The 20783-nt window shown below is 33.2% G+C and carries 25 protein-coding genes and 1 pseudogene; 16 read left to right on the top strand and 10 right to left on the bottom strand.

The genetic code is table 11. The features are described 5' to 3' along the window. Nucleotides 1–170: 170 nt before the first annotated feature. The 4 genes from EYD45_RS04795 to EYD45_RS04780 form a co-directional block, all read right to left on the bottom strand. Nucleotides 171–566 (bottom strand): rhodanese-like domain-containing protein, encoded by a 396-nt coding sequence (locus tag EYD45_RS04795; RefSeq protein ID WP_130963213.1) that lies wholly within the window; start codon nucleotides 564–566, stop codon nucleotides 171–173. 7 nt (nucleotides 567–573) lie between these two features. After that, nucleotides 574–894, bottom strand: a complete 321-nt coding sequence (locus EYD45_RS04790; RefSeq protein ID WP_130963212.1) for a rhodanese-like domain-containing protein — start codon at nucleotides 892–894, stop codon at nucleotides 574–576. A gap of 101 nt (nucleotides 895–995) precedes the next feature. After that, the gene (locus tag EYD45_RS04785) at nucleotides 996–1613 is read right to left on the bottom strand and encodes a thioredoxin family protein (protein ID WP_130963211.1); all 618 of its coding nucleotides are present in this window, start codon (nucleotides 1611–1613) and stop codon (nucleotides 996–998) included. 6 nt (nucleotides 1614–1619) lie between these two features. Continuing rightward, entirely contained in the window at nucleotides 1620–2153 is a 534-nt protein-coding gene (locus EYD45_RS04780) for a TlpA family protein disulfide reductase (RefSeq protein ID WP_130963210.1), read from the bottom strand. A 124-nt stretch (nucleotides 2154–2277) separates the two neighbouring features. Between EYD45_RS04780 and EYD45_RS04775 the strand changes: the two genes are divergently transcribed. The 11 genes and pseudogenes from EYD45_RS04775 to EYD45_RS04730 all read left to right on the top strand — a co-directional run bounded on the left by EYD45_RS04775 (nucleotide 2278) and on the right by EYD45_RS04730 (nucleotide 11387). Further along, the gene (locus EYD45_RS04775) at nucleotides 2278–2739 is read left to right on the top strand and encodes a MarR family winged helix-turn-helix transcriptional regulator (RefSeq protein ID WP_130963209.1); all 462 of its coding nucleotides are present in this window, start codon (nucleotides 2278–2280) and stop codon (nucleotides 2737–2739) included. A 288-nt stretch (nucleotides 2740–3027) separates the two neighbouring features. After that, nucleotides 3028–3342 (top strand): GIY-YIG nuclease family protein, encoded by a 315-nt coding sequence (locus tag EYD45_RS04770; protein ID WP_317127925.1) that lies wholly within the window; start codon nucleotides 3028–3030, stop codon nucleotides 3340–3342. A 47-nt stretch (nucleotides 3343–3389) separates the two neighbouring features. After that, complete coding sequence (locus EYD45_RS04765) at nucleotides 3390–4796, top strand: anthranilate synthase component I family protein (RefSeq protein WP_130963208.1); 1407 nt, start codon at nucleotides 3390–3392, stop codon at nucleotides 4794–4796. A 1-nt stretch (nucleotide 4797) separates the two neighbouring features. Further along, nucleotides 4798–5364 carry an anthranilate synthase component II gene (locus EYD45_RS04760; protein WP_130963207.1) on the top strand — a complete coding sequence of 189 codons (567 nt, stop codon included), beginning with the start codon at nucleotides 4798–4800 and terminating at the stop codon, nucleotides 5362–5364. Nucleotides 5365–5376: 12 nt separating this feature from the next. Next, nucleotides 5377–6372, top strand: coding sequence for an anthranilate phosphoribosyltransferase (gene trpD, locus EYD45_RS04755; protein WP_130963206.1), 996 nt, complete (start codon nucleotides 5377–5379; stop codon nucleotides 6370–6372). Nucleotides 6373–6614: 242 nt separating this feature from the next. Further along, nucleotides 6615–7400 carry an indole-3-glycerol phosphate synthase TrpC gene (gene trpC / locus EYD45_RS04750; protein ID WP_130963205.1) on the top strand — a complete coding sequence of 262 codons (786 nt, stop codon included), beginning with the start codon at nucleotides 6615–6617 and terminating at the stop codon, nucleotides 7398–7400. Then, nucleotides 7397–8005, top strand: a pseudogene (locus tag EYD45_RS17070) (phosphoribosylanthranilate isomerase); the annotation flags it as partial. The gene trpC and the pseudogene EYD45_RS17070, both read left to right, overlap by 4 nt. A 33-nt stretch (nucleotides 8006–8038) precedes the next feature. Then, a complete protein-coding gene (gene trpB, locus EYD45_RS17065; protein ID WP_317127927.1) occupies nucleotides 8039–9220 on the top strand; it encodes a tryptophan synthase subunit beta in 1182 nt (393 codons plus the stop codon). 118 nt (nucleotides 9221–9338) lie between these two features. After that, complete coding sequence (gene trpA / locus EYD45_RS04740; protein ID WP_130963204.1) at nucleotides 9339–10106, top strand: tryptophan synthase subunit alpha; 768 nt, start codon at nucleotides 9339–9341, stop codon at nucleotides 10104–10106. Then, the gene (locus EYD45_RS04735; protein WP_233702525.1) at nucleotides 10099–10536 is read left to right on the top strand and encodes a DUF805 domain-containing protein; all 438 of its coding nucleotides are present in this window, start codon (nucleotides 10099–10101) and stop codon (nucleotides 10534–10536) included. Before trpA ends, EYD45_RS04735 begins: the two co-directional genes overlap by 8 nt. A gap of 59 nt (nucleotides 10537–10595) precedes the next feature. Next, entirely contained in the window at nucleotides 10596–11387 is a 792-nt protein-coding gene (locus EYD45_RS04730; protein ID WP_130963203.1) for a 3-keto-disaccharide hydrolase, read from the top strand. On the opposite strand, the gene EYD45_RS04725 is transcribed toward EYD45_RS04730, so the two are convergent. The 3 genes from EYD45_RS04725 to EYD45_RS04715 all read right to left on the bottom strand — a co-directional run bounded on the left by EYD45_RS04725 (nucleotide 11384) and on the right by EYD45_RS04715 (nucleotide 13252). After that, complete coding sequence (locus EYD45_RS04725; RefSeq protein ID WP_207303289.1) at nucleotides 11384–11611, bottom strand: VF530 family protein; 228 nt, start codon at nucleotides 11609–11611, stop codon at nucleotides 11384–11386. The two genes, EYD45_RS04730 and EYD45_RS04725, sit on opposite strands and share 4 nt — an antisense overlap. Then, entirely contained in the window at nucleotides 11611–11826 is a 216-nt protein-coding gene (locus EYD45_RS04720) for a DUF6500 family protein (protein WP_130963201.1), read from the bottom strand. The genes EYD45_RS04725 and EYD45_RS04720 overlap by 1 nt, the downstream gene beginning before the upstream one ends. Before the next feature lie 148 nt (nucleotides 11827–11974). After that, the gene (locus tag EYD45_RS04715; protein WP_130963200.1) at nucleotides 11975–13252 is read right to left on the bottom strand and encodes a DEAD/DEAH box helicase; all 1278 of its coding nucleotides are present in this window, start codon (nucleotides 13250–13252) and stop codon (nucleotides 11975–11977) included. Nucleotides 13253–13396: 144 nt separating this feature from the next. Between EYD45_RS04715 and EYD45_RS04710 the strand changes: the two genes are divergently transcribed. Beyond that, the gene (locus tag EYD45_RS04710) at nucleotides 13397–14380 is read left to right on the top strand and encodes an aldo/keto reductase (RefSeq protein WP_130963199.1); all 984 of its coding nucleotides are present in this window, start codon (nucleotides 13397–13399) and stop codon (nucleotides 14378–14380) included. A 29-nt stretch (nucleotides 14381–14409) separates the two neighbouring features. Here EYD45_RS04710 and EYD45_RS04705 read toward each other — a convergent pair whose 3' ends face one another. Beyond that, nucleotides 14410–15087: a uracil-DNA glycosylase family protein gene (locus EYD45_RS04705; RefSeq protein ID WP_130963198.1), complete on the bottom strand. Its 678-nt coding sequence runs from the start codon at nucleotides 15085–15087 to the stop codon at nucleotides 14410–14412. A 167-nt stretch (nucleotides 15088–15254) separates the two neighbouring features. Here EYD45_RS04705 and EYD45_RS04700 point away from each other — a divergent pair, with 167 nt between their 5' ends. After that, complete coding sequence (locus EYD45_RS04700; protein WP_130963197.1) at nucleotides 15255–15389, top strand: 30S ribosomal protein THX; 135 nt, start codon at nucleotides 15255–15257, stop codon at nucleotides 15387–15389. Here the strand turns inward: EYD45_RS04700 and EYD45_RS04695 are convergent, their stop codons facing one another. Continuing rightward, nucleotides 15390–16112, bottom strand: coding sequence for a TRAFs-binding domain-containing protein (locus EYD45_RS04695; protein WP_130963196.1), 723 nt, complete (start codon nucleotides 16110–16112; stop codon nucleotides 15390–15392). A gap of 55 nt (nucleotides 16113–16167) precedes the next feature. Continuing rightward, nucleotides 16168–16926 (bottom strand): peroxide stress protein YaaA, encoded by a 759-nt coding sequence (gene yaaA, locus EYD45_RS04690; RefSeq protein ID WP_130963195.1) that lies wholly within the window; start codon nucleotides 16924–16926, stop codon nucleotides 16168–16170. A gap of 164 nt (nucleotides 16927–17090) precedes the next feature. Here yaaA and EYD45_RS04685 point away from each other — a divergent pair, with 164 nt between their 5' ends. The 3 genes from EYD45_RS04685 (at nucleotide 17091) to EYD45_RS04670 (ending at nucleotide 20772) form a co-directional block, all read left to right on the top strand. Beyond that, nucleotides 17091–17714: a hypothetical protein gene (locus tag EYD45_RS04685; RefSeq protein ID WP_130963194.1), complete on the top strand. Its 624-nt coding sequence runs from the start codon at nucleotides 17091–17093 to the stop codon at nucleotides 17712–17714. A 484-nt stretch (nucleotides 17715–18198) separates the two neighbouring features. Continuing rightward, on the top strand, nucleotides 18199–20067 hold the full coding sequence (locus EYD45_RS04675; protein WP_130963193.1) for a hypothetical protein: 1869 nt from the start codon (nucleotides 18199–18201) through the stop codon (nucleotides 20065–20067). Nucleotides 20068–20076: 9 nt separating this feature from the next. Beyond that, nucleotides 20077–20772 (top strand): hypothetical protein, encoded by a 696-nt coding sequence (locus tag EYD45_RS04670; protein WP_130963192.1) that lies wholly within the window; start codon nucleotides 20077–20079, stop codon nucleotides 20770–20772. Nucleotides 20773–20783 lie beyond the last annotated feature (11 nt).

Here is a 20783-nt window from a genome sequence, read left to right as displayed (position 1 = left end):
ATAAACTATATAACTATTATATAGCGGTTGCTTATTAGTTAGGGTAATAGGGAAATATTAAAAAAGATAAGCCAAATAGCATGTAAATACTATTGGTTGAGAGATCGAGAGATGAAGCAATTAAATATACAATATTTTAACAGACTCTGTTTAGAATATTTAAAAGAATACTATTTTTTTTGTTTTTTCTCTATTTCGAAGTCTAGAGATTGCCATTTTAAAAGGCCTCCTGCTAATTGATAAATAGAATCGAAACCAACAGCTTTAAATGCGGCTACGCTTTTTGAGCTTCGCTTACCAGAGCGACAATAGACAAAAACTGGTGACTTTATTTGTAGTAATCTAAGACTGTCTTGAAAATTCTCAGAGAAGTAATTAATATTTACGGCATTTTTGATATGCCCTGAATTGAATTCTTTTGGGGTTCTTACATCTATTAATTGTACTTCCCTAGTTTCAATTTTACTTTTAAACGTTTCTGGTTTTAGGACCACCGAATTATCGTTAGAAGAAATACAACCTGCTAATGTAAATATAGCTGAAAGTAGAATAAGACTGTATTTCATCTTCGGTTTATGATTCAAAATCAACAACATCTCCTGTCCATTGGAGCATTCCGCCTTCAAGGTTATAAGCTTTTTCAAAGCCTAGTTCTTCCATAATTTGGCATGCTTGTCCACTTCTATTTCCAGAACGACAATACACGTAATAACTTTTAGATGTATCAAGTGCTTCTATGGCATCAATAAATTCCTGTCCTTTATAAATATCTATATGAATGGCATTCGGTATAATACCGTCTGCAACTTCTTCATCTGTTCTTACATCTAGTACAACTGCATTTTCATCATTTGCTAGTTGTTCAGCCCATTCATCTTGTGTTAAATCTTCCATTGTTAATTTGGTTTTTGACAAAGTTAAAACTTCTTAAAAATATAGACGAAAAAAAATCCGAAGTATTACACCTCGGATTTTTATCTGTATCTATATTACATTTACACTTTTATAGAGCAACCAATAGCCTTGGTCTTCTTAAGTTTAATTTCTTTTCCATCAATAAGGGCGTCTACTGCATCCTCAAGATAGGTCTCCTGAACTGCATCAGGGTTTCTTGAGCTATCATCTATGGCTCCAATATATTTTACCACCATACCCTTTTTTGTTTTTTTAACCACATAATTATGTGGCGTTTTTGTCGCTCCAAATTTTGGATATACTTTTTGTCCTTCGTCAACTAAATAAGGAAAGGTAAATCCTTTTTCTTTAGCTCTTTGTTGCATTGCCTCAAAACTATCCCCAGGTTTAGTGTTTGGATTATTAGGGTTTATTGCAATCACGGGATACCCTTTGGATGCGTATTTTTTGTCTAAAGCAATAATTCTGTCTTCGTAAGCTATGGCATACGGACATGTATTACAGGTAAACGTAATTATGAAGCCTTTTGCATCTTTGTAGTCTGCTAAGGAAACAAAATCTCCGTTAATATTCTTTAGCTTAAAATCTTCAATGATATCTCCAACATCATAACCATCGTCTAATGATGCACTATTTGTAAAAGCACTTGCAAAAAATACAAATACCATAACAGGAATTAACTTAACTAGTTTTTTCATTACAGTTTATTTTAATTGTTTTACTTCTTGTTCTAATTCTTCATAAGTGAACGACTTTTCAAAAAACTTTCGTTCATTTTTATTGTATAAAATGGTGGCAGGAATTGACCCAGACCAAGATGTATCTATCTCGTTAATCCATTTATTTTCATTGTCATCGTCTAAAACCACTACTCTACTTTTTAAATTTTTCTTTTGGATAAACGGTTTCAATTTAGATTCATAAACATGTGGAAAATCTAAACTCACTAAAATTACTTCAACGTCTTTATCTTTATATTCGGCGTTTAACTTTTCAAAATAAGGCAACTCTTTTACGCACGGTCCGCACCATGTTGCCCAAAAATTAATAACATAAGTTTTTTCATCAGTTTTATTTAAAAACTTTTTAAAACCTTCAAAGTCGTATACTTCCAAATCAATTTTTGGTTCAACCGCTTTTTCTTCAACAGTTTCAATGTTAGCAACAACTTTAGAAGTGGTTTTGTCCTTACATGAAAACGTAAGAAATAAGATCACTAAAAAGAGTTTCAACTTCATTCTTCAAATTATTTATATAAAATTAAACATTACATCCTTAGCAACTTAGGGTTTAACAAATATTTAAACAATAAAACTTTAAGTCGATAATTTTACCTACATTTGTATATACAACAGTTATTGTATGAGGATTGAAGATATCTTAAAATTAAATGCTGATATCCCACTATCAAAAAGTGTTATCGTCAATCTCTTGTACACATCTGGAAAGATAAATGGCGAACTGAATAAAGTACTGAAACCTTATGATATTTCATTACAACAATTCAACGTTTTGCGAATTTTAAGAGGGCAAAAAGGCAATCCAGCATCTTTAAGTGTTGTACAGGACAGGATGATCAGCAAGATGAGCAATACCACGAGATTGGTTGATAAGCTTATTAAGAAAGGACTAGTAAAAAAGCGAATAAATAAAACTAATAGAAGAAAAATTGATATCAAAATAACAACAGAGGGGTTGGCTTTTCTAAAGAGTATTGATACATTGATTGATAGCAGTGAAGTAAACATGGTAAATTCTTTAACAGATAAAGAAGCTACCGAACTAATTAGATTATTAAGTAAAATAAGGTTAATAGCGAACTAACTCTCTCAACACTTAATAATCTCTAAAACTACCATAGAAATATGGTAGTTTTTTTGTTTAAAAAAAGCGGCAAACAATTGCGTAATTATATTTTCATTTTTATATTTGAGCCATAAATAAAGAAAAATGAATAAAAGTTTAAATAATACTTGGTGGTGGTGCTTTCGAAACTAACATTCGTGAAGTAAAATCCTAGTATATTTAAATCTTAAAATATCGAAAAGGCTTGTCATTCACGACAAGCCTTTTTTGTGTAAAAATAGTGTCATTTCCGCGAAGGCGGAAATCATGAGGTTCGTTCGTTCAATGTTTAACGATAAAACATGTTATATATACATTATAACAAATAAAAAGGATGGCATTTTGTATCTAGGAATGACAGGAAATATAAAACAAAGACTAACTCAATATAAAAAGAAATACACCAGAGGGTTTGCAAATAAACATAGACTAGATGTATTGGTTTATTATGAAAATTTTGAAACTGCTGGAGAAGCAATAAAAAGAGAAAAGCAAATAAAGAAATGGAATAGGCAATGGAAAATAAACCTTATTAACGATTTAAATCCACATTGGAATGATTTATCACATTTCTTTATATAATAAAACAAAAAAATTTCCGCCTTCGCGGAAAAGACAGTAACTAATTTATGAAAAAATACAGCCTATATACACACCACAAACGTATCCTTACAGATACTATTACACCCGTTACAGTATATTATAAAATTCGTGACAAATACCCCAATAGTATTTTATTAGAAAGTGGCGATTATCATAAAAGTCAAAAAAACTTTTCATATATCTGTTTCAACCCCATTGCTACAATTAAGGTTGAAAATGAAGTGATTTCAGAAACATTTCCTGATGGAAGTTCTAAGTCTATTGAAATTACAGATGATATAAATGTAGTTGATGAAATTTATAATTTCACAAAAAAGTTTGACACAAAATCTGAAGAAAATTTCAAATTCATCAACAATGGTATATTCGGTTACACCGCTTATGATGCGGTACGCTATTTTGAAGATGTTCAAATCAGTAAAAAAGACGATTCTGTAGTCATTCCAGACATATATTATGCAGTGTATCAAAACATCATCGCCATAAACCATTTTAAAAACGAAGCCTATATTTTTGCGCATTGTTATGAAGGTGTTGAAAATAATATTGATGAAATTGATAAACTCATTAATGTGCAAAATTTTGCGTCATATAAGTTTAATGCAAAAGGCGATATAAAATCTAATTTAACCGACGACGAATTTAGAGCAAACGTAGAAGTAGCCAGAAAACATTGCCAACGTGGAGACGTATTTCAACTCGTATTATCCAGACGTTTTTCTCAAGAATTTACAGGCGACGAATTTAATATTTACCGCGCCCTTAGAAGCATAAACCCATCGCCATACCTATTTTATTTTGATTATGGTGATTTTAAAATCTTTGGCAGCTCGCCCGAAGCACAATTAATCGTAGAAGATGGTTTAGCAGAAATTCATCCCATTGCCGGAACATATAAAAGAACAGGCGATTACGAAAAAGACGAGATTTTAGCCGAAAATTTAAAAAACGACGATAAGGAAAATGCAGAACACGTTATGCTTGTCGATTTGGCCAGAAACGATTTAAGTCGCCACGGCAGCCAAGTAAAAGTAGAAACCTATCGCAAGGTGCAGTTCTTCTCGCATGTTATCCATTTGGTAAGTAAAGTTACAGGGCAAAAGCATAATACTACCTCAACCATGCAGGTTGTGGCAGACACCTTTCCAGCAGGCACATTAAGTGGCGCGCCAAAACACAGGGCCATGCAACTTATAGAAGATTACGAAAAAACAAGTCGCGCCTTTTACGGCGGCGCCATTGGCTTCATGGATTTCGAAGGGAATTTTAACCACGCCATCATGATACGTACATTTTTAAGTAAAGATTACAAATTGTTCTGGCAAGCCGGCGCAGGTTTGGTATCAAAATCAAACCAAGAAAACGAATTGCAAGAAGTATATAATAAACTAGGCGCCTTAACAAAAGCTATTCAATTAGCAGAAGATATTTAAGATGAAAAAAGTATTAGTTATAGATAATTACGACAGTTTCACATACAATCTTGTTCATTATTTAGAAGATTTAAACTGTGACGTCACCGTAGTAAGAAACGACAAATTAGCTTTAGAGGATGTTGAACCTTTTGATAAGATTGTGTTATCGCCTGGTCCAGGAATTCCAGATGAAGCAGGTTTACTAAAAGCTATTATTGAAAAATACGCTGCCACCAAAAGTATTTTTGGGGTATGCTTAGGCCAGCAAGCCATTGGCGAAGTATTTGGCGGTTCGTTAGTAAATTTAGATGATGTATATCATGGCGTTGCAACCAATGTAACTATATGTGTACATGATGAATATATTTTTAACGATTTAGACAAAAACATAGAAGTTGGTCGTTACCATTCTTGGGTTGTAAATTCAGAATTACCAGACAGTTTAGAAGCTACCTCTTTTGATGCAAACGGACAGGTCATGTCACTAAGACACAAAGTATATGATGTTAGAGGTGTACAATACCACCCTGAATCTGTTTTAACACCAGATGGTAAAAAGATTTTAGAAAATTGGGTTAATAATTAGTCAATAGTAAAAATGAAAGACATACTTAACAGATTAATTAATCACGAAACTATCTCTACAGAAGAGGCTAAACAAGTTATTGTTAACATATCCAACGATATGTACAACCCTAGCCAAATAGCATGTTTTCTCTCAGTATTTATGATGCGTAGCATTACTATTGAAGAACTAACTGGATTTAGAAATGCACTCTTAGAGCTTTGTCTTGCTATAGATTTAAGCGACTTTAATGCTATCGATATTGTTGGTACAGGCGGTGATGGTAAAAACACATTTAACATTTCTACACTATCATCTTTTATTACAGCAGGTGCTGGTGTACATGTGTCTAAGCATGGAAATTATGGTGTATCATCAACATCGGGTTCATCCAATGTTATGGAAAATCTAGGTGTAAAATTTTCAAACGATGAAGCCTTTTTAAAACGTTGTTTAGAGCAAGCTGGAATTTGCATATTACACGCACCATTGTTTCATCCTGCTATGAAAAACGTTGCACCTATTAGAAGAGAGTTAGGTGTGAAAACTTTTTTTAATATGTTAGGTCCATTAGTAAACCCTTCATTTCCAAAAAATCATGTCCTTGGAGTATTTAATTTAGAAGTGTTGAGACTGTACAGTTTTATGCACCAAAACTCAGGACATAATTATAGTATAGTTTATGCCTTAGATGGCTATGATGAAATTTCATTAACAGGAAAAGCTAAAATAATATCCAATCATTCTGAAAAATTGTTTGCACCAGAAGATTTAGGACTTTCAAAAATAAAACAAGACTCCATTTACGGAGGCGATACGGTTGAAGATGCAGCCAAAATATTTATAGACATCATTAGTGGAAACGGTACCGAAGCCCAAAACAATGTAGTATGTGCCAATGCAGGATTAGCCATTGCAACTAGCAAACAAATATCGCATCAAGAAGGTTTTGAAATGGCTAAGGAATCGTTGTTTTCTGGTAAGGCAAAAGCGAGTTTGGATAGATTGATTGAGTTGAGCAAGGGTTAGAAACTAGAAAGATTAGAAAATAATTTGAGAAACATAAAAGAAAATAACAAAAAGTCAACACCCGAGTTCGGACAACGTCCGAATCATCAATCTGCAGAAATAAAGAGAGAAGGAATGGAGTCGCGATGCGCAGCATCAAGCGCGTAATTCCGAAAGCGAATGGTGCTTTAGCAATTTCCTCAGATTGATATAATTTTTTGGTTCGTTTTTTATCAAGAAAAAATGAACGTAAAGTAGAAAAAATGAATATACTAGATAAAATAACACTAGATAAACGCAAAGAAGTTGAGCTTAGAAAAGGTTTAATTCCAGTTTCACAGTTAGAACAATCTGTTTTATTTGAAAGAGCAACTGTATCTTTAGCGAATAACTTACGCAACAGTACATCGGGCATTATTGCAGAACACAAAAGGCGTTCACCATCAAAATCAGTCATCAACAATAATCTAAACGTCCAAGATGTAGCCAAAGGTTATGAAGATGCAGGCGTTTGCGGTATGTCAGTATTAACCGATGGCAAATATTTTGGAGGCTCACTTGATGATTTATTAACGGCAAGAGCCAGCTGTAATTTACCTTTATTACGTAAAGAGTTCATCATAGACCGATACCAATTATTAGAAGCCAAAGCCTACGGAGCTGATGTCATTCTTTTAATTGCAGCAATACTATCTAGAGATGAAATAAAACAATTTTCAGAGTTTGCTAAAAACTTAAATCTCGATGTGCTTTTAGAAGTTCATAATGAAGAAGAATTACATAAATCGGTAATGCCAAGTTTAGACATGCTTGGAGTGAATAACAGAAACCTAAAAACCTTTGAGGTAAGTTTAGAAACCAGTAAAACGTTAAGCACCATTATTCCAGATGATTTCGTAAAAGTTTCCGAAAGTGGCATTAGTAATATTGAAGCCATAAAAGAACTACAACCATACGGTTATCAAGGCTTTTTAATTGGCGAAAACTTTATGAAAACAGATAATCCAGGAGAAAGTGCTTCACAATTTATAAAAAATTTAGAGCTATGAAACTAAAAGTTTGCGGTATGAAATACCAAGATAATATTGAAAGCATTGCGGCTTTAAAACCAGATTATCTTGGATTTATATTTTACGAAAAAACACCGCGCCATTTCGATACTAAAATCCCCGATATTTCAGACAATATTAAAAAAACAGGTGTTTTTGTAAATGCAGAAATAGGCACCATTGTTGAAAAAGTTAACGAATTTAAACTTGATGCGGTGCAACTCCATGGCGAAGAATCGCCATATTTCTGTAGTATATTACGTTCTACAAGTTTGTTATCTAGACCCATTGAGATTATTAAAGTATTTTCAGTTAAAGAAGGCTTTAACTTTGAAGTTTTAGAACCTTACGAAAATGTATGTGACTATTATTTGTTCGATACCAAAGGAAAACTTCCTGGTGGCAATGGCTATACTTTTGATTGGAGCTTGCTAAACGATTACCCATCAACAAAACCCTTCTTTTTAAGTGGTGGTATTGGGATTGATCAAATAGAAGCAATAAAGACGTTTCAAAAAAGCGATGCTTCAAAATACTGTTATGCTATTGATGTAAATAGTAAATTTGAAACCGAACCAGGATTAAAAAACAGTTCAATATTAAGAGAATTCATTAACAAATTGCACAATAAAAAAACAATGAATTATAATGTAGACGACAAAGGTTATTATGGCGAATTTGGGGGAGCATTTATACCAGAAATGCTATACCCAAATGTAGAAGAGTTACGCCAAAACTATTTAAAAGTAATGGCAGAACCAGAGTTTCAAAAGGAATTTGATAAGCTTTTAAAAGATTATGTTGGTCGCCCTTCTCCCCTATATTTTGCTAAACGCCTTTCAGAAAAATATAATACTAAAATCTATTTAAAACGTGAGGATTTAAACCACACAGGAGCTCACAAAATAAATAATACCATCGGCCAGATTTTAATGGCTAAACGTTTAGGCAAAACTAGAATTATTGCCGAAACAGGAGCAGGACAACACGGCGTTGCCACTGCCACTGTTTGTGCATTAATGGGTATGGAGTGTATTGTTTACATGGGTGAAATAGACATTGCAAGACAAGCACCAAACGTAGCCAGAATGAAAATGTTAGGCGCCAAGGTTGTGCCAGCACTATCTGGAAGTCGTACACTTAAAGATGCCACTAACGAAGCGATTCGCGATTGGATTAATAATCCCGTAAACACACACTACATTATTGGTTCTGCTATTGGGCCACACCCGTATCCAGATATGGTAACGCGTTTTCAAGCCGTAATTTCGGAGGAAATAAAATGGCAACTACGTGAGCAAGAAGGACGAGAAAACCCCGATTATGTGGTAGCCTGTATTGGTGGTGGTAGTAACGCCGCTGGCACCTATTACCATTATTTACATGAACCCGATGTTGGCATTATTGCCGTAGAAGCTGCTGGTTTAGGTATTGATTCTGGCGAAAGTGCTGCAACTTCTGTTTTAGGAAAAGAAGGTATCATTCACGGTTGTAAAACCTTATTGATGCAAACCAAAGACGGACAAATTACAGAGCCTTACTCTATTTCTGCAGGTTTGGATTACCCTGGTGTTGGCCCAATGCATGCGCATTTATCCAAAACGGGGCGTGCCGAATTTTTATCTATAACCGATAGTGATGCCATGGAAGCTGGCTTAGAATTATCCAAATTAGAAGGTATTATTCCAGCTATAGAAACCTCGCATGCATTTGCTATTTTCAAACATAAAACCTTTAAACCAGACGATGTTGTGGTTATGAGTTTATCGGGTAGAGGTGATAAAGACTTACAGAATTATATAGATTATTTTAAAATTTAAAATTTGGGCGTTACCACAAGGGTCGGGCTTTCACGAGTCGCTCTCTGCGAGGAGCTCCAACAATCGCTCAATCCCTAACGCGGGTTTTGAACATTGATTAAAATTCATAGAAAGGAAAATGAACAGAATAAATCAAAAACTACAAGAAGACAAAAAATTATTGTCAATATATTTTACAGCAGGTTATCCAGAAATTAACGATACTGTTTCCATAATCCAAGATTTAGAGAAAAATGGTGTGGATATGATTGAGATTGGACTACCTTTTAGCGACCCATTGGCCGATGGCCCTACGATACAAGATAGTTCTACAGCTGCTTTAAAAAATGGTATGACTACCGAGGTGCTTTTTAAGCAGTTGGAAGGTATTCGTGAGATGGTTTCTATTCCACTAATAATTATGGGTTATTTTAACCCAATGTTTCAATATGGTGTGGAAGCGTTTTGTAAAAAATGCCAAGAATTAGGGATTGATGGGTTGATTATCCCCGATTTACCAGTAGATGTGTATCATGAAAAATACCAAGCTATTTTTGAAAAATACGGGTTGATTAATGTGTTTTTAATTACACCACAAACCAGCGATGAGCGTATTCGTTATATCGATTCTATATCAAACGGTTTTATTTATATGGTAAGTAGCGCGAGTACTACTGGCGCTAAATCTGGATTTGGAGAAGAACAAACGGCGTATTTTGAGCGCATTGGTAATATGAATTTAAACAACCCACAAGTCATTGGTTTTGGTATTAGCAATAATGAAACATTTACCCAGGCTACTAAATATGCTAAAGGTGCTATTATTGGTAGTGCATTTGTGAAGCATGTTACCAAACATGGGGTTGATAGTATTGATACTTTTACAAATAGTATCTTAAATGCATAACAAAAGAAAAGGAGTTTTGAAATGGTACTTAACCGTTTTAATTGATAATTATGCTAACTTTTCAGGTAGGGCAAGACGAGAAGAGTATTGGATGTATGTACTATTTTGGTTTCTCACTGTTTTTGCGATTAATCTGCTATCTTATGTGCTATCGGATTTTATTGATATTGGATGGTTCCCAATGATTATTGGTGTTTTTGCCCTAGCTACTCTAATACCATGGCTAGCAGTAAATGTAAGACGCCTACATGATCAAGGGAAAAGTGGAGGTTATTTTTTCATAAACTTCATTCCAATAGTTGGTCGTATTTGGTATTTGGTATTGATGTGTACAGATGGAGAATATGGAGCAAACCGATATGGTCCAGACCCGAAGAATCCCGAAATTAATGATGAGATTGATGATATTGGCAAACCGCTTTTAGATTGATAACTCTCAGTTAAGATTATATATTTTTATCAAAAAAATTAAATTACTATTTTTTACGAATGAAGCATTTAAAATTTATTTCTCTCATTATCGTAACAACAGTTTTTTTTAACTGTAAAAATAAAAACCCACAAGCTGAAAATAGTTGGACGCCCTTATTTAATGGTAAAAATCTAGATGGTTGGGTTCCTAAATTCTATAAAGAAGAAACTGGTGTAAACTACTTAAACACCTTTAGAGTTTCAGAAGGTGCTATTCAGGTAAATTACGGTAATTATACACATTTTGATGAGCGTTATGGACACTTATTTTATAAAATACCGTTTTCTTCTTATCATTTAAAATTCAAATATCAATTTACGAGTCAGTGGATGGAAGATGCCCCTCATTTTACGTATAGAAATAGTGGTGTTATGTTTCATACTCAAGACCCTAAAACCATTCTTAAGGATCAAAATTGGCCTATCTCGGTAGAATATCAAATACTCGCTGAAGCTAAAGAAAATGAACCAAGGCCAACAGGAAACATGTGCTCTCCTGGTACTGATGTTGTGATTAATAATAAAATAAGCGACTCGCATTGCGTTAGATCATCTTCTAAAAATTATAAATGGGATGAGTGGGTTAATGGCGAACTTATTGTTTACAAAGACTCTTTAGTACAACATTTTGTAAATGGCAAAAAGGTTCTAGAATATAGTAAACCACAAATAGGCGGTAATATATTATTACGCGATTTTGACCCAAGTATTAAAATTGATGGCACACTTCTTAACGAAGGCTATATTGGATTACAAGCTGAAGGACAAGGCATCAACTTTAAGGATATTGAAATTAAGGTTTTAGATTAGTGCCTCTTGTTTTGAAGCATTTTTAAATACAACTGCTCTACTTTGGCTCTTGCCCATGGTGTTCGTCTTAAAAATTTTAAACTGGATTTTACCGAAGGATCATGTGTAAAGCACCTGATCTTTATTTGATACCCCATATATTCCCAACCATAATGCGCCACTAAATCATTAATGATTTGTTCTAGCTTTATGCCGTGTAATGGGTTATTGGGTTGTGATGCCACTATAAATTTTCAACTAGATTCTTAATTTTTTCAGCCTTTTCAAAATGATCTAGCTTATGGGTTTCTATCCACCATATTACTGCTTCCATTAACAGCTCTGGGTTATCATTTTTGTTTTTGAAAAACGCATAAAACGATAAGCCTACATTTTCGCCTTTGGCGGCTATCTTTGTATTACAAACTTCAATAATTTTATCTTTTAGAACCTGCTGCATTAGATTTTAATACAATATATTTTTAAATATAATATTATAAATAATAGAGACTTGTCATTTCGAAAGAGTGAGGCACGAACGACGAGAAATCTCAAAAGCAATGAGATTCCTCCTCATGCTTCGTTCGGAATGACAATATCAACTTACCTTAATTTCTCCTATTATTACGACGTTTAGCGTTGTTTTTATTATTTCTATTTCTTTGTCTTCCAGAATTATTTGAATTAGAATTTCTTGGTCTATTTCTGTGTTGCCTGTTTTGGCCTTGCTTAATGGGTTCAGTAGAGGCATTAGGGTCGGGCTCAAAGCCTTCTATAATTTCTACCTCAATTTTTTCTCCTATTAATTTTTCAATACCTTTTAAAAAAGAGGTTTCATCTGCACTTACTAAAGATAATGCTTGTCCGTTAGCTCCTGCTCTACCAGTTCTACCTATTCGGTGTACATAGTCTTCAGAAATATTAGGCAATTCAAAATTAATAACATGTGGCAATAACGGAATATCTAATCCACGCGCCGCAATATCTGTTGCTACTAAAACACGAACACGTCCGCTTTTAAAACCAGATAAGGCTTTTGTTCTAGCACCTTGGCTTTTATTCCCATGAATGGCTGCAGCAGTAATTCCGGATTTTACCATCTTTTCGCATAAACGATTAGCACCATGCTTCGTTCTTGTAAACACTAAAACTTGTTTCCAATTACCTTCTGAGATTAACTTTATAATTAAATCTGTTTTTTTTGCTTTCGCTACGCGATATACTTTTTGTGAAATTACTTCAACAGTTGTGTTTTCAGGAGTGGCTTCAACTTGAATAGGATTATTTAAAATACCATGTGCTAATTTTTTGATATCTTTTGAAAAGGTTGCCGAAAACATCAAATTCTGACGTTTATCGGGCATCAAATTAATCACCTTTTGAATATCTCTTAAAAAGCCCATATCTAACATTCTATCGGCTTCATCTAAAACAAAAATTTCAACACGCTTTAGTGATAATAAACCTTGGTTTTGTAAATCTAATAAACGACCAGGAGTTGCAACCAAAACATCAACACCTTGACGAATGGTTGCAACCTGTGGCTTTTGATTAACACCGCCAAAAATTACAGCACTTCGTAAGTTTAAAAACTCACTATATTCTCTAACATTAGCATAAACTTGTGCTGCTAGTTCTCGTGTTGGCGTTAAAATCAAAGCGCGAATGGGTCTATATTTTTGCTTTGGGTTTTCAGAAAGTATGTGTAAAAGTGGCAGCGTAAACCCTGCTGTTTTTCCTGTTCCTGTTTGTGCCGATGCTAATACATCTTTGCCTTCTAAAACTGGTGGAATGGCTTTTTGTTGAATGGGACTAGGGGTAGTGTATCCTTTTTTGCTAATTGCTTTTAGCAAGGCTTCGGATAAGCCTAAAGATTGAAATGACATATATTTTGTTTATGAAGACTCCAAACGAGCATTTGAGATAACAAAACATTATGCATTTTACCTCCTTCTTCTATTAGGGCACGAAGGTACATCTAATTTTAAGACTATTTATAAATACTTAAATTTGTAAATCAAAAATTTATTATGAAACAAAGACAATTAGGGCATAACGGATTTAAAGTTAGTGAAGTTGGATTGGGATGCTGGCAATTAGGTGCAGATTGGGGCAACGAAATAGACAAAACAAAAGCATTTGATATTTTAAATGAAGCCGTAAATAATGGAATAAATTTCTTTGACACTGCCGATGTGTATGGCGATGGAAGAAGCGAAACTTTAATTGGTGAGTTTCTAAAAATATCATCTCATAACATAAAAGTGGCTACCAAATTTGGACGAACTGCCGATGTATATCCTAATAATTATACAGAACAAACCTTAAGAAACTGTGTTGAAAAATCACTTAAAAGATTGGGTGTAGATTGTATAGATCTCTTGCAGTTGCACTGTATACCCACTGAAATTTTAGAAAATGGCGCTATTTTTAATTGGCTAAGATTATTACAGCAAGAAGGTAAAATAGCTCATTTTGGTGCCAGTGTAGAAAGTGTAGCACAAGGACTCATATGTTTAGAACAAGAAGGTTTGCAATCACTACAAGTCATCTTTAATATTTTTAGACAAAAATTGGTTACCGAGTTATTACCACAAGCAGCTAAAAAAGAGGTTGGTATTATAGTGAGGCTTCCTTTGGCTAGTGGTTTGCTTAGTGGCAAATTTAATGTGGACACAGAATTTCCAGAAAACGACCATAGAAATTACAACAAAAATGGCGAAGCCTTTAACGTTGGTGAAACCTTTGCGGGTTTACCCTTTAAAACAGGTGTTACACTGTCTGAGGAATTAAAAGGCTTATGTCCTGATGAAATGTCGTTAGCAGACTTATCGCTTAGATGGATTTTAGACCATAAAGCGGTTACTACCATTATTCCAGGAGCTAGTAATACAAAACATGTCATTCAAAATTCGAAAACAAGTAGCCTACCGCAACTTTCTGAAAAATTGATGCAAGATTTAAAACATTTTTATGACGAAAAAGTGCATGAGCATATAAGAGGTGTTTATTAATTTGAAGCTGTTGGTTTTTTTTAAATGTACTAAAAGAACTCCCGATACTGCATCACTCTAAAATCAAACGTATTAAAATCTGGGTTTTTGGCCTTTAGTTGTTTGTAAAGTGGCATTCTACTTATTGAAATATTTGCAGCACCAGAACCTGAGGTAAGGGAAACGGTTTTTATCGTTCTTGAGACACTTCGACTGCGCTCAGTGTGACGTATCGTGAATTGATGGATTCTCGGCACTTCATTATTCATCAACTCCAACTTCAAATTATAATCTTTAAGATGTTTTCTAAAGAAATATTCAGGTCCGTTTTTACTATTTCCACCTGTAAATAGTAAGGTATCAATATTTGGATATTGCTTTAAATAGCCAATAATATCTCGGAGTTTGATATTTTTCATACCTAAATCTGAAGCATCAATTTTATCGCGTTCTGCACTTTCTACAATATCACAAACACCTATTTTATTTTCAATAAGAAAATCTTTGCGTTGGGCAATAGCCTCATTTGAATTATCGTATCGTAAATTTAAATTATGAATTTTATCTATGAATAACCACAGTGAATTGTAATAACTACCGTAACAGAAATCAACATCCTTTTCTAAAAGCGCTCCTGTTGAAAAGCGAGGTGGCGGTAATGTACCAACAATCAGTTTTGTGGTATTATTTTGAATAAATGGTGGATATGGATGTTTAAGTTTGAACATTTTATGTCTTTCCTGATATAACAAATTTAACCGTTAATCAGGTGTTAATCTTTTGCTCTCGGGATTAATTTTTTGTAGATTAAACTTGAAATTAAAATTAATAAAGATTCCCGCCTTACTGAAACAAGTTCAGCTCAAGCCGTGGGAATGACAAATATTACAATTGAATGGGAAAAGGCGATAAAAAAACAAAACGCGGTAAAATTAATAGAGGTACTTTTGGTGCAAGACGACCTCGCATTAAAAAGAAACCAAGTGTTGAGCAAAAAATAAGTGTAGAAAAAAAAGCTAAAGCCAAATAACTACAAAACTTCCAACAGCTTTTTAGCTTCGGAAATTGTTGTGCCATATAGCTTTTTATTCGGTTTTGTCATGTGTTGTCCTTCAGAAATTAAGGACTCTAAAATCTCTTTGGCTTCATCTTTCTTATTAATATTTAATAGAAAGTTGGCATAAACTAAACGTTCATTGTAGAATGAAAACCGGATATCTATCGCTTTTAAATTTTCTTCAGCCTTAGCAATCTCACCTTCCTTTTCAAGCGCCAATCCATACAAAAACTGTGTTCTGGATTTTTTGAATTCTGGATGCGATTTTATTTGTTCTCCATAAGACACCACACTTTTATAATCTTCGATATGATGATAGGCTTCAATCATATTTTTAATCACATAAAAGTCATTTTGAAAATTACCATCCAAAGCATTTTGATAATGTTTTAAGGCATTTTGGTAATCTTTATTCTCCAAATGTGCGTCAGCCAGATTCACCCTGTTTTGATACGTATCTGAAAACTCCACTTGCTTCTCTAAGTCTCTAATCTTCTTAGTGGGATTGATAATATTGGTAATCTCCGAACTGATTTTTTCGGCGTCGCGCTTACTATAAACTTGAGTTATGATATAAATAATACAACCCAAAAGCGACAAAAAGAAAATGATGAATATCCAATAATACGGACGTCTATTCTTTATGGCATGATAAATACAAAATCCCTGAAGTGCAATTATTAGGTAATACCACATGTATTAAATTGGAATGGGTTGAGGTTTTAAACTTAACGAAAAAACTGAAACTAACCTACCTTATAAAAACCAAATCGGTATTGGTAGACATATCTTCGCTGAAACCATAATCCATATAATTAAAACCTTTTAAGTCTTCTATGGTTTGGGCATTTGTATCGATAATATATCTAGCCATGGCGCCCCGCGCTTCTTTTGCAAAAAATGAAATAACCTTATATGTACCGTTCTTAAAGTCCTTGAAATTAGCTGTTATTACAGGAACTTTCAACGCTTTTTTATCAATGGCTTTAAAGTATTCGTTACTTGCCAAATTTAGAAATAGCTCATCGTCTTCCAGCTCTTCATTTAAAGCCTTAGTGATATCTTTTTTCCAAAATTCATATAAATTCTTTTTTGAACCTACAGGTAATTTCGTCCCCATTTCTAAGCGATAAGGTTGAATTAAATCTGTTGGTTTTAAAACACCATACAATCCAGAAAGAATACGCACTGTATTTTGTAATGTATCTAATTTTTCTTCTGGAATAGTGTAGGCATCTAGTCCACGATATACATCACCATTAAATGCATAAACTGCTGGCCGAGAATTATCAGTTGTAAAAGGTAGCTCCCAAGATTGGTTGCGCTCGTAATTGAGTTGACCCAATGCATCCGAAATGCTCATAAGCTTTGACAAACTTTTAGCTGATTTCTTTTTGAGTAGTTTATTCAAACGCTCCGATTGTTTCAAAAACTGAGGCTCAGTATATTTTGAGGTTGGTAATTCTGTTTCAAAGTCCAAAGATTTTGCTGGAGAAATGACTAACTTCATTTTATATTTTATTTATTTACGTTCATTCTATAATAGTTCAAATTTACAATTCATTTTTAGCAATTGTAGTGTAAGCTAACTATTATTTGTGATGAAGTCATAATCTAAACTTATAACTATTTAAATTTACATTAGATATACTTATCCAAAAATACCACAGTAAAATGATTGCATTTCTACACACAAATAAAGCACATATTGATACTTTTGAAGCATTAGTGAGAACTCAAAATATTGAAATTGGCATACAACATTATGTCAACAAAAACATATTGGATAGTGCTTTAGAAACTGGAGTAACAGATTCTGTTCAGTTTGAAAAAGAAATTGAAGCTATTAGAAAAGATAATCCTTCTCTTATTATTTGCACCTGTTCCACGTATGGCGCGGAAAGTGATAAATATCCTGATGTTTACAGAATAGATTATCCTGTCATAGCTTATTTGGTAAATAATTATGCCAAAATAGGATTGGTATACACTGCTAACTCTACAAAAACAGTAAGCGAAAACTTGATGCTTAAGATAGCCCATGAAACAAAAAAAGCTATTGAAATAGTGGACGTTGATTGTTCTGAGTTATGGCAACTTTTTGAAAAAGACGATATAGACAGCTACAACAAAGGCATTGCAAAAAAGACTATTGAAAAAGCATCTGAAGTTGATGTATTTTTCCTAGCACAAGCATCAATGGCTGGCGCAAAAAACCATTTACAAAACTTAGATAAAGAGGTATTTACTAGTCCTGAGTTTGGTATAAAAGAATTGCTTAAACATTTAAAACTATAAATATTGAATAGTTGTTATCCTGAATGTTTAGAGTAATTACGCCACTTCTCTACACAAGCCTCTATATCCTCAGGAACAGGTGTTTCAAAACGCATAAACGCTAATGTTTTAGGGTGCTCAAATCCTAAAATTTTGACTTATTTCTTTTAAGTAATTTATTCAAATACTCTGACTGTTTTAAAAACTAAGGTTCTGTATGTCTTGATGTTGGCAATTTTGTTACAAAGTCTAAAAATTTTGCTGGGGATATAAGAGTTTCATGTGTTTATTTTTTAAAGTTACAGGTACTTAAGAAGGATTAAAATCAATGCTTAAATTTATTAACTACAGTATTAATAAGATTTTACAATGTTCTTATTTATTATATTATATGCCACAGCATACCATAAAACTTAATAATTGTTTATTTAATAGAAAAGAGTTGGTTGGTAAGAAACGTATGAGTAGTTTTAACTTGTATTATTTTAAAATCTACAATTTCAGAATGAAAAAGAGTGTCTTACTATTTTCAATTTTAACCATAATTTGTTTTAATTGTTCCTATAATTTTTCTGAGGATAATCTTAATGAAATTGATAGGCCTTCAACAAAAAACAACTCAATACTTATTAGCAACTTCAAAAATGGTGATACAATAAATTCTCAAAGAGTAATGACGTATACTTTTGAGGGGCCTTCTAATCCATTTAGAGCAGAATCTATTGTATATTTAGATGGAGAAAAAATAGGAGCTGAATGGAATGCAGAAACTGAAACAGGCAGGTTTAGCCTATATCCTGCTAGGTATAAAGATGGCATTCATAAACTTAGATTTGAACATTCCTTTTTTTCTGGTTCTGGTAGTATTGCCGACCAACTTGGTCAAGAAGTTTTAACTAAAATCGAAGAGTTTAATTTTGTTGTTCGCAGAAAAACCTCAACACCTCCTCCAATTACCGAAGTTAAAATAGAAAACGGGAGTATTACTGTTAAATGGGGAGAAATGAATGGTAATGACTATGAAAAAGCATATTTAAGCATAAAATTTAAAGAATCAGAGCAAAAAGTGCCCTTAAGCCCAGAAATTCTCTCCCAAAAAAAATTTATTGATAAAACTACAGTGCTTCATACGGGTAATCGGAACACTCCATTTTATGACTATTACTCTAAAGCAGAATATTCAATTTTATTAACAAATCAGTATACTGACAACTATGGATCAAGTAAGGAAATAGAATATAATATTGAATGGTTTGAACCAAAAATTGTGTTCAATGGTTTCAATGATTATATTATCAAATGGCCATCACATCCATTATATGGAAATTTTGAAAATCTTCAAATATCAGGCTTTCTAGGTTCAAGTGCAGGTGGCGAAATGGTTGTAGATCGTCCTTTTATTTTTGGCTCTGATTATACAATTAATTTTAAACCCAAAGTTAATTTGGGTGGTTATGAAATTTATTCTTTTCGTAACGCAAAATTAGACGAAGACACATTTGGCTCTTTCAATTTTGGAGTACCAAACTATAAAGGAATTGTATATCACACAACTAATGAAAAATATTACATATTAGTTAATGGTGCCCGTATATCAAATATTGAGGGCTATGAGTTATATATTTATGAATATTCCAAAGACATGGAATTTATTAGAAGAAATTATATTTCTAATAGTGAAGCATTAGGGCGGCATTTATCCATTTATATAGACCCATTAACTCAGAATTTTTATGTAGACACTTTTAATAGTTCATACTTGATTGATAAAGACGACCTCTCTATCATAAAACAAGTTACGGGTAGTGCTAATGATATAAGAAAAGTTTTTAGAGGTAATATAGTAATTACCCGTACTGGATATTTTCCTACCCATACAACCATTGAGAACATACAGACCAATACCATAATACGTTCTGGAAATTCAATCGGCAGTGTTCTTTCGGACGATGCCAAATATATTTTTATAGCAGATGAAAACGGCAGAGGTATTTATGAGATTGACGGGAATCAATTATCAAAGATAATAGACATAATTGAAGACGATTACGTTTCAAAGCTAATTGTTGTTGGGAATCGGCTTATTTATTCACACTATAGCGGAGAATTTTCAGGTAAATTTTCAATTGCAGACCTGAACACAAATACTAAAAAAACTTTTGAATTTGGAACTTACCAAAAATCAATGCAATATGATCCTGTGTCGGAAAAACTTTTATTGATCAATAATGGTGGTGCCGGCATATTCGATATAAATTCAGATATCCTTGAAACTTTTCATTATGAACATATTAATGGAGGTGGCGATCATTTTGTGTACTTACAGAATGAGCGTCTTTTTCACACAAAAGGGATTTACATCGATAATTTTTAAAAAATATTTATGAAATATATTTTTAGTTTAGTAATATTTCTAGTGTTCTCGTTAAATGTAAGCGCCCAAAACTCTGAGATTTTTACTGATTTTGGTATCGGCTTACTATCTCATCAACCTCTAAAAACATTCCATGAAGACCTATCAGAACAATTAACAATTGAAGGGTTCGAAACTACCGATAATTATGGTATAAATTATGGATTCTCAATTGGATTTAAAATTAACAGCATAAAAACCTCTTTTTTCTTTCAGAATAAAGTAGCAGGAGCAAAATCGTCTGTTGCTGATTTCTCTGGATATATTAGACTTACTGATGAGCTAAGAGGATATACTTTTGGAGGTATTTATGAATTTGATATTCAACAATTCAAAAAAGGATCTCTATCTTTTGGTGTAAAAGGTTTAATTACCAGTTCAAAGCTCATAGTAAAAAGTGAAAGTAATATTGCTAATTCTTTTGATAATGATGTGTTGAATTTTAGATCTATTGACTTTGGTTCTGGTGCTATAATGATATATAGATACCCCTTAAAAGTGATTACTTTACGAGCAACTTTAGGTGCCGATTTTTACATCGGTGGAAAATTAAAATTTGAAGATATGAAAGAGGCGCATTTATTGGATAGTGATGGAAATAAAGTAACTACGGGCTGGTCTGGATTAAACTTAGGAATTGGTATTGCGATTCCTTTAGCAAACTAATCAAAATCTAA

Source organism: Hyunsoonleella flava, assembly GCF_004310325.1.
Lineage (GTDB): Bacteria > Bacteroidota > Bacteroidia > Flavobacteriales > Flavobacteriaceae > Jejuia > Jejuia flava.
This window is presented reverse-complemented; position numbering and strand designations above follow the sequence as displayed.

Bases quoted from the DNA above. Each gene is read 5' to 3' on its own strand.
- EYD45_RS04770 (WP_317127925.1), top strand. From the start codon at position 3,028: ATGAGGTTCGTTCGTTCAATGTTTAACGATAAAACATGTTATATATAC.
- EYD45_RS04790 (WP_130963212.1), bottom strand. From the start codon at position 894: ATGGAAGATTTAACACAAGATGAATGGGCTGAACAACTAGCAAATGAT.
- EYD45_RS04705 (WP_130963198.1), bottom strand. From the start codon at position 15,087: ATGTTCAAACTTAAACATCCATATCCACCATTTATTCAAAATAATACC.
- EYD45_RS04780 (WP_130963210.1), bottom strand. From the start codon at position 2,153: ATGAAGTTGAAACTCTTTTTAGTGATCTTATTTCTTACGTTTTCATGT.
- trpA (WP_130963204.1), top strand. From the start codon at position 9,339: ATGAACAGAATAAATCAAAAACTACAAGAAGACAAAAAATTATTGTCA.
- EYD45_RS04695 (WP_130963196.1), bottom strand. From the start codon at position 16,112: ATGTGGTATTACCTAATAATTGCACTTCAGGGATTTTGTATTTATCAT.
- trpB (WP_317127927.1), top strand. From the start codon at position 8,039: ATGAATTATAATGTAGACGACAAAGGTTATTATGGCGAATTTGGGGGA.
- EYD45_RS04730 (WP_130963203.1), top strand. From the start codon at position 10,596: ATGAAGCATTTAAAATTTATTTCTCTCATTATCGTAACAACAGTTTTT.
- EYD45_RS04720 (WP_130963201.1), bottom strand. From the start codon at position 11,826: ATGCAGCAGGTTCTAAAAGATAAAATTATTGAAGTTTGTAATACAAAG.
- EYD45_RS04685 (WP_130963194.1), top strand. From the start codon at position 17,091: ATGATTGCATTTCTACACACAAATAAAGCACATATTGATACTTTTGAA.
- EYD45_RS04760 (WP_130963207.1), top strand. From the start codon at position 4,798: ATGAAAAAAGTATTAGTTATAGATAATTACGACAGTTTCACATACAAT.
- EYD45_RS04670 (WP_130963192.1), top strand. From the start codon at position 20,077: ATGAAATATATTTTTAGTTTAGTAATATTTCTAGTGTTCTCGTTAAAT.
- EYD45_RS04785 (WP_130963211.1), bottom strand. From the start codon at position 1,613: ATGAAAAAACTAGTTAAGTTAATTCCTGTTATGGTATTTGTATTTTTT.
- trpD (WP_130963206.1), top strand. From the start codon at position 5,377: ATGAAAGACATACTTAACAGATTAATTAATCACGAAACTATCTCTACA.
- EYD45_RS04710 (WP_130963199.1), top strand. From the start codon at position 13,397: ATGAAACAAAGACAATTAGGGCATAACGGATTTAAAGTTAGTGAAGTT.
- trpC (WP_130963205.1), top strand. From the start codon at position 6,615: ATGAATATACTAGATAAAATAACACTAGATAAACGCAAAGAAGTTGAG.
- EYD45_RS04700 (WP_130963197.1), top strand. From the start codon at position 15,255: ATGGGAAAAGGCGATAAAAAAACAAAACGCGGTAAAATTAATAGAGGT.
- EYD45_RS04735 (WP_233702525.1), top strand. From the start codon at position 10,099: ATGCATAACAAAAGAAAAGGAGTTTTGAAATGGTACTTAACCGTTTTA.
- EYD45_RS04765 (WP_130963208.1), top strand. From the start codon at position 3,390: ATGAAAAAATACAGCCTATATACACACCACAAACGTATCCTTACAGAT.
- EYD45_RS04775 (WP_130963209.1), top strand. From the start codon at position 2,278: ATGAGGATTGAAGATATCTTAAAATTAAATGCTGATATCCCACTATCA.
- yaaA (WP_130963195.1), bottom strand. From the start codon at position 16,926: ATGAAGTTAGTCATTTCTCCAGCAAAATCTTTGGACTTTGAAACAGAA.
- EYD45_RS04715 (WP_130963200.1), bottom strand. From the start codon at position 13,252: ATGTCATTTCAATCTTTAGGCTTATCCGAAGCCTTGCTAAAAGCAATT.
- EYD45_RS04675 (WP_130963193.1), top strand. From the start codon at position 18,199: ATGAAAAAGAGTGTCTTACTATTTTCAATTTTAACCATAATTTGTTTT.
- EYD45_RS04795 (WP_130963213.1), bottom strand. From the start codon at position 566: ATGAAATACAGTCTTATTCTACTTTCAGCTATATTTACATTAGCAGGT.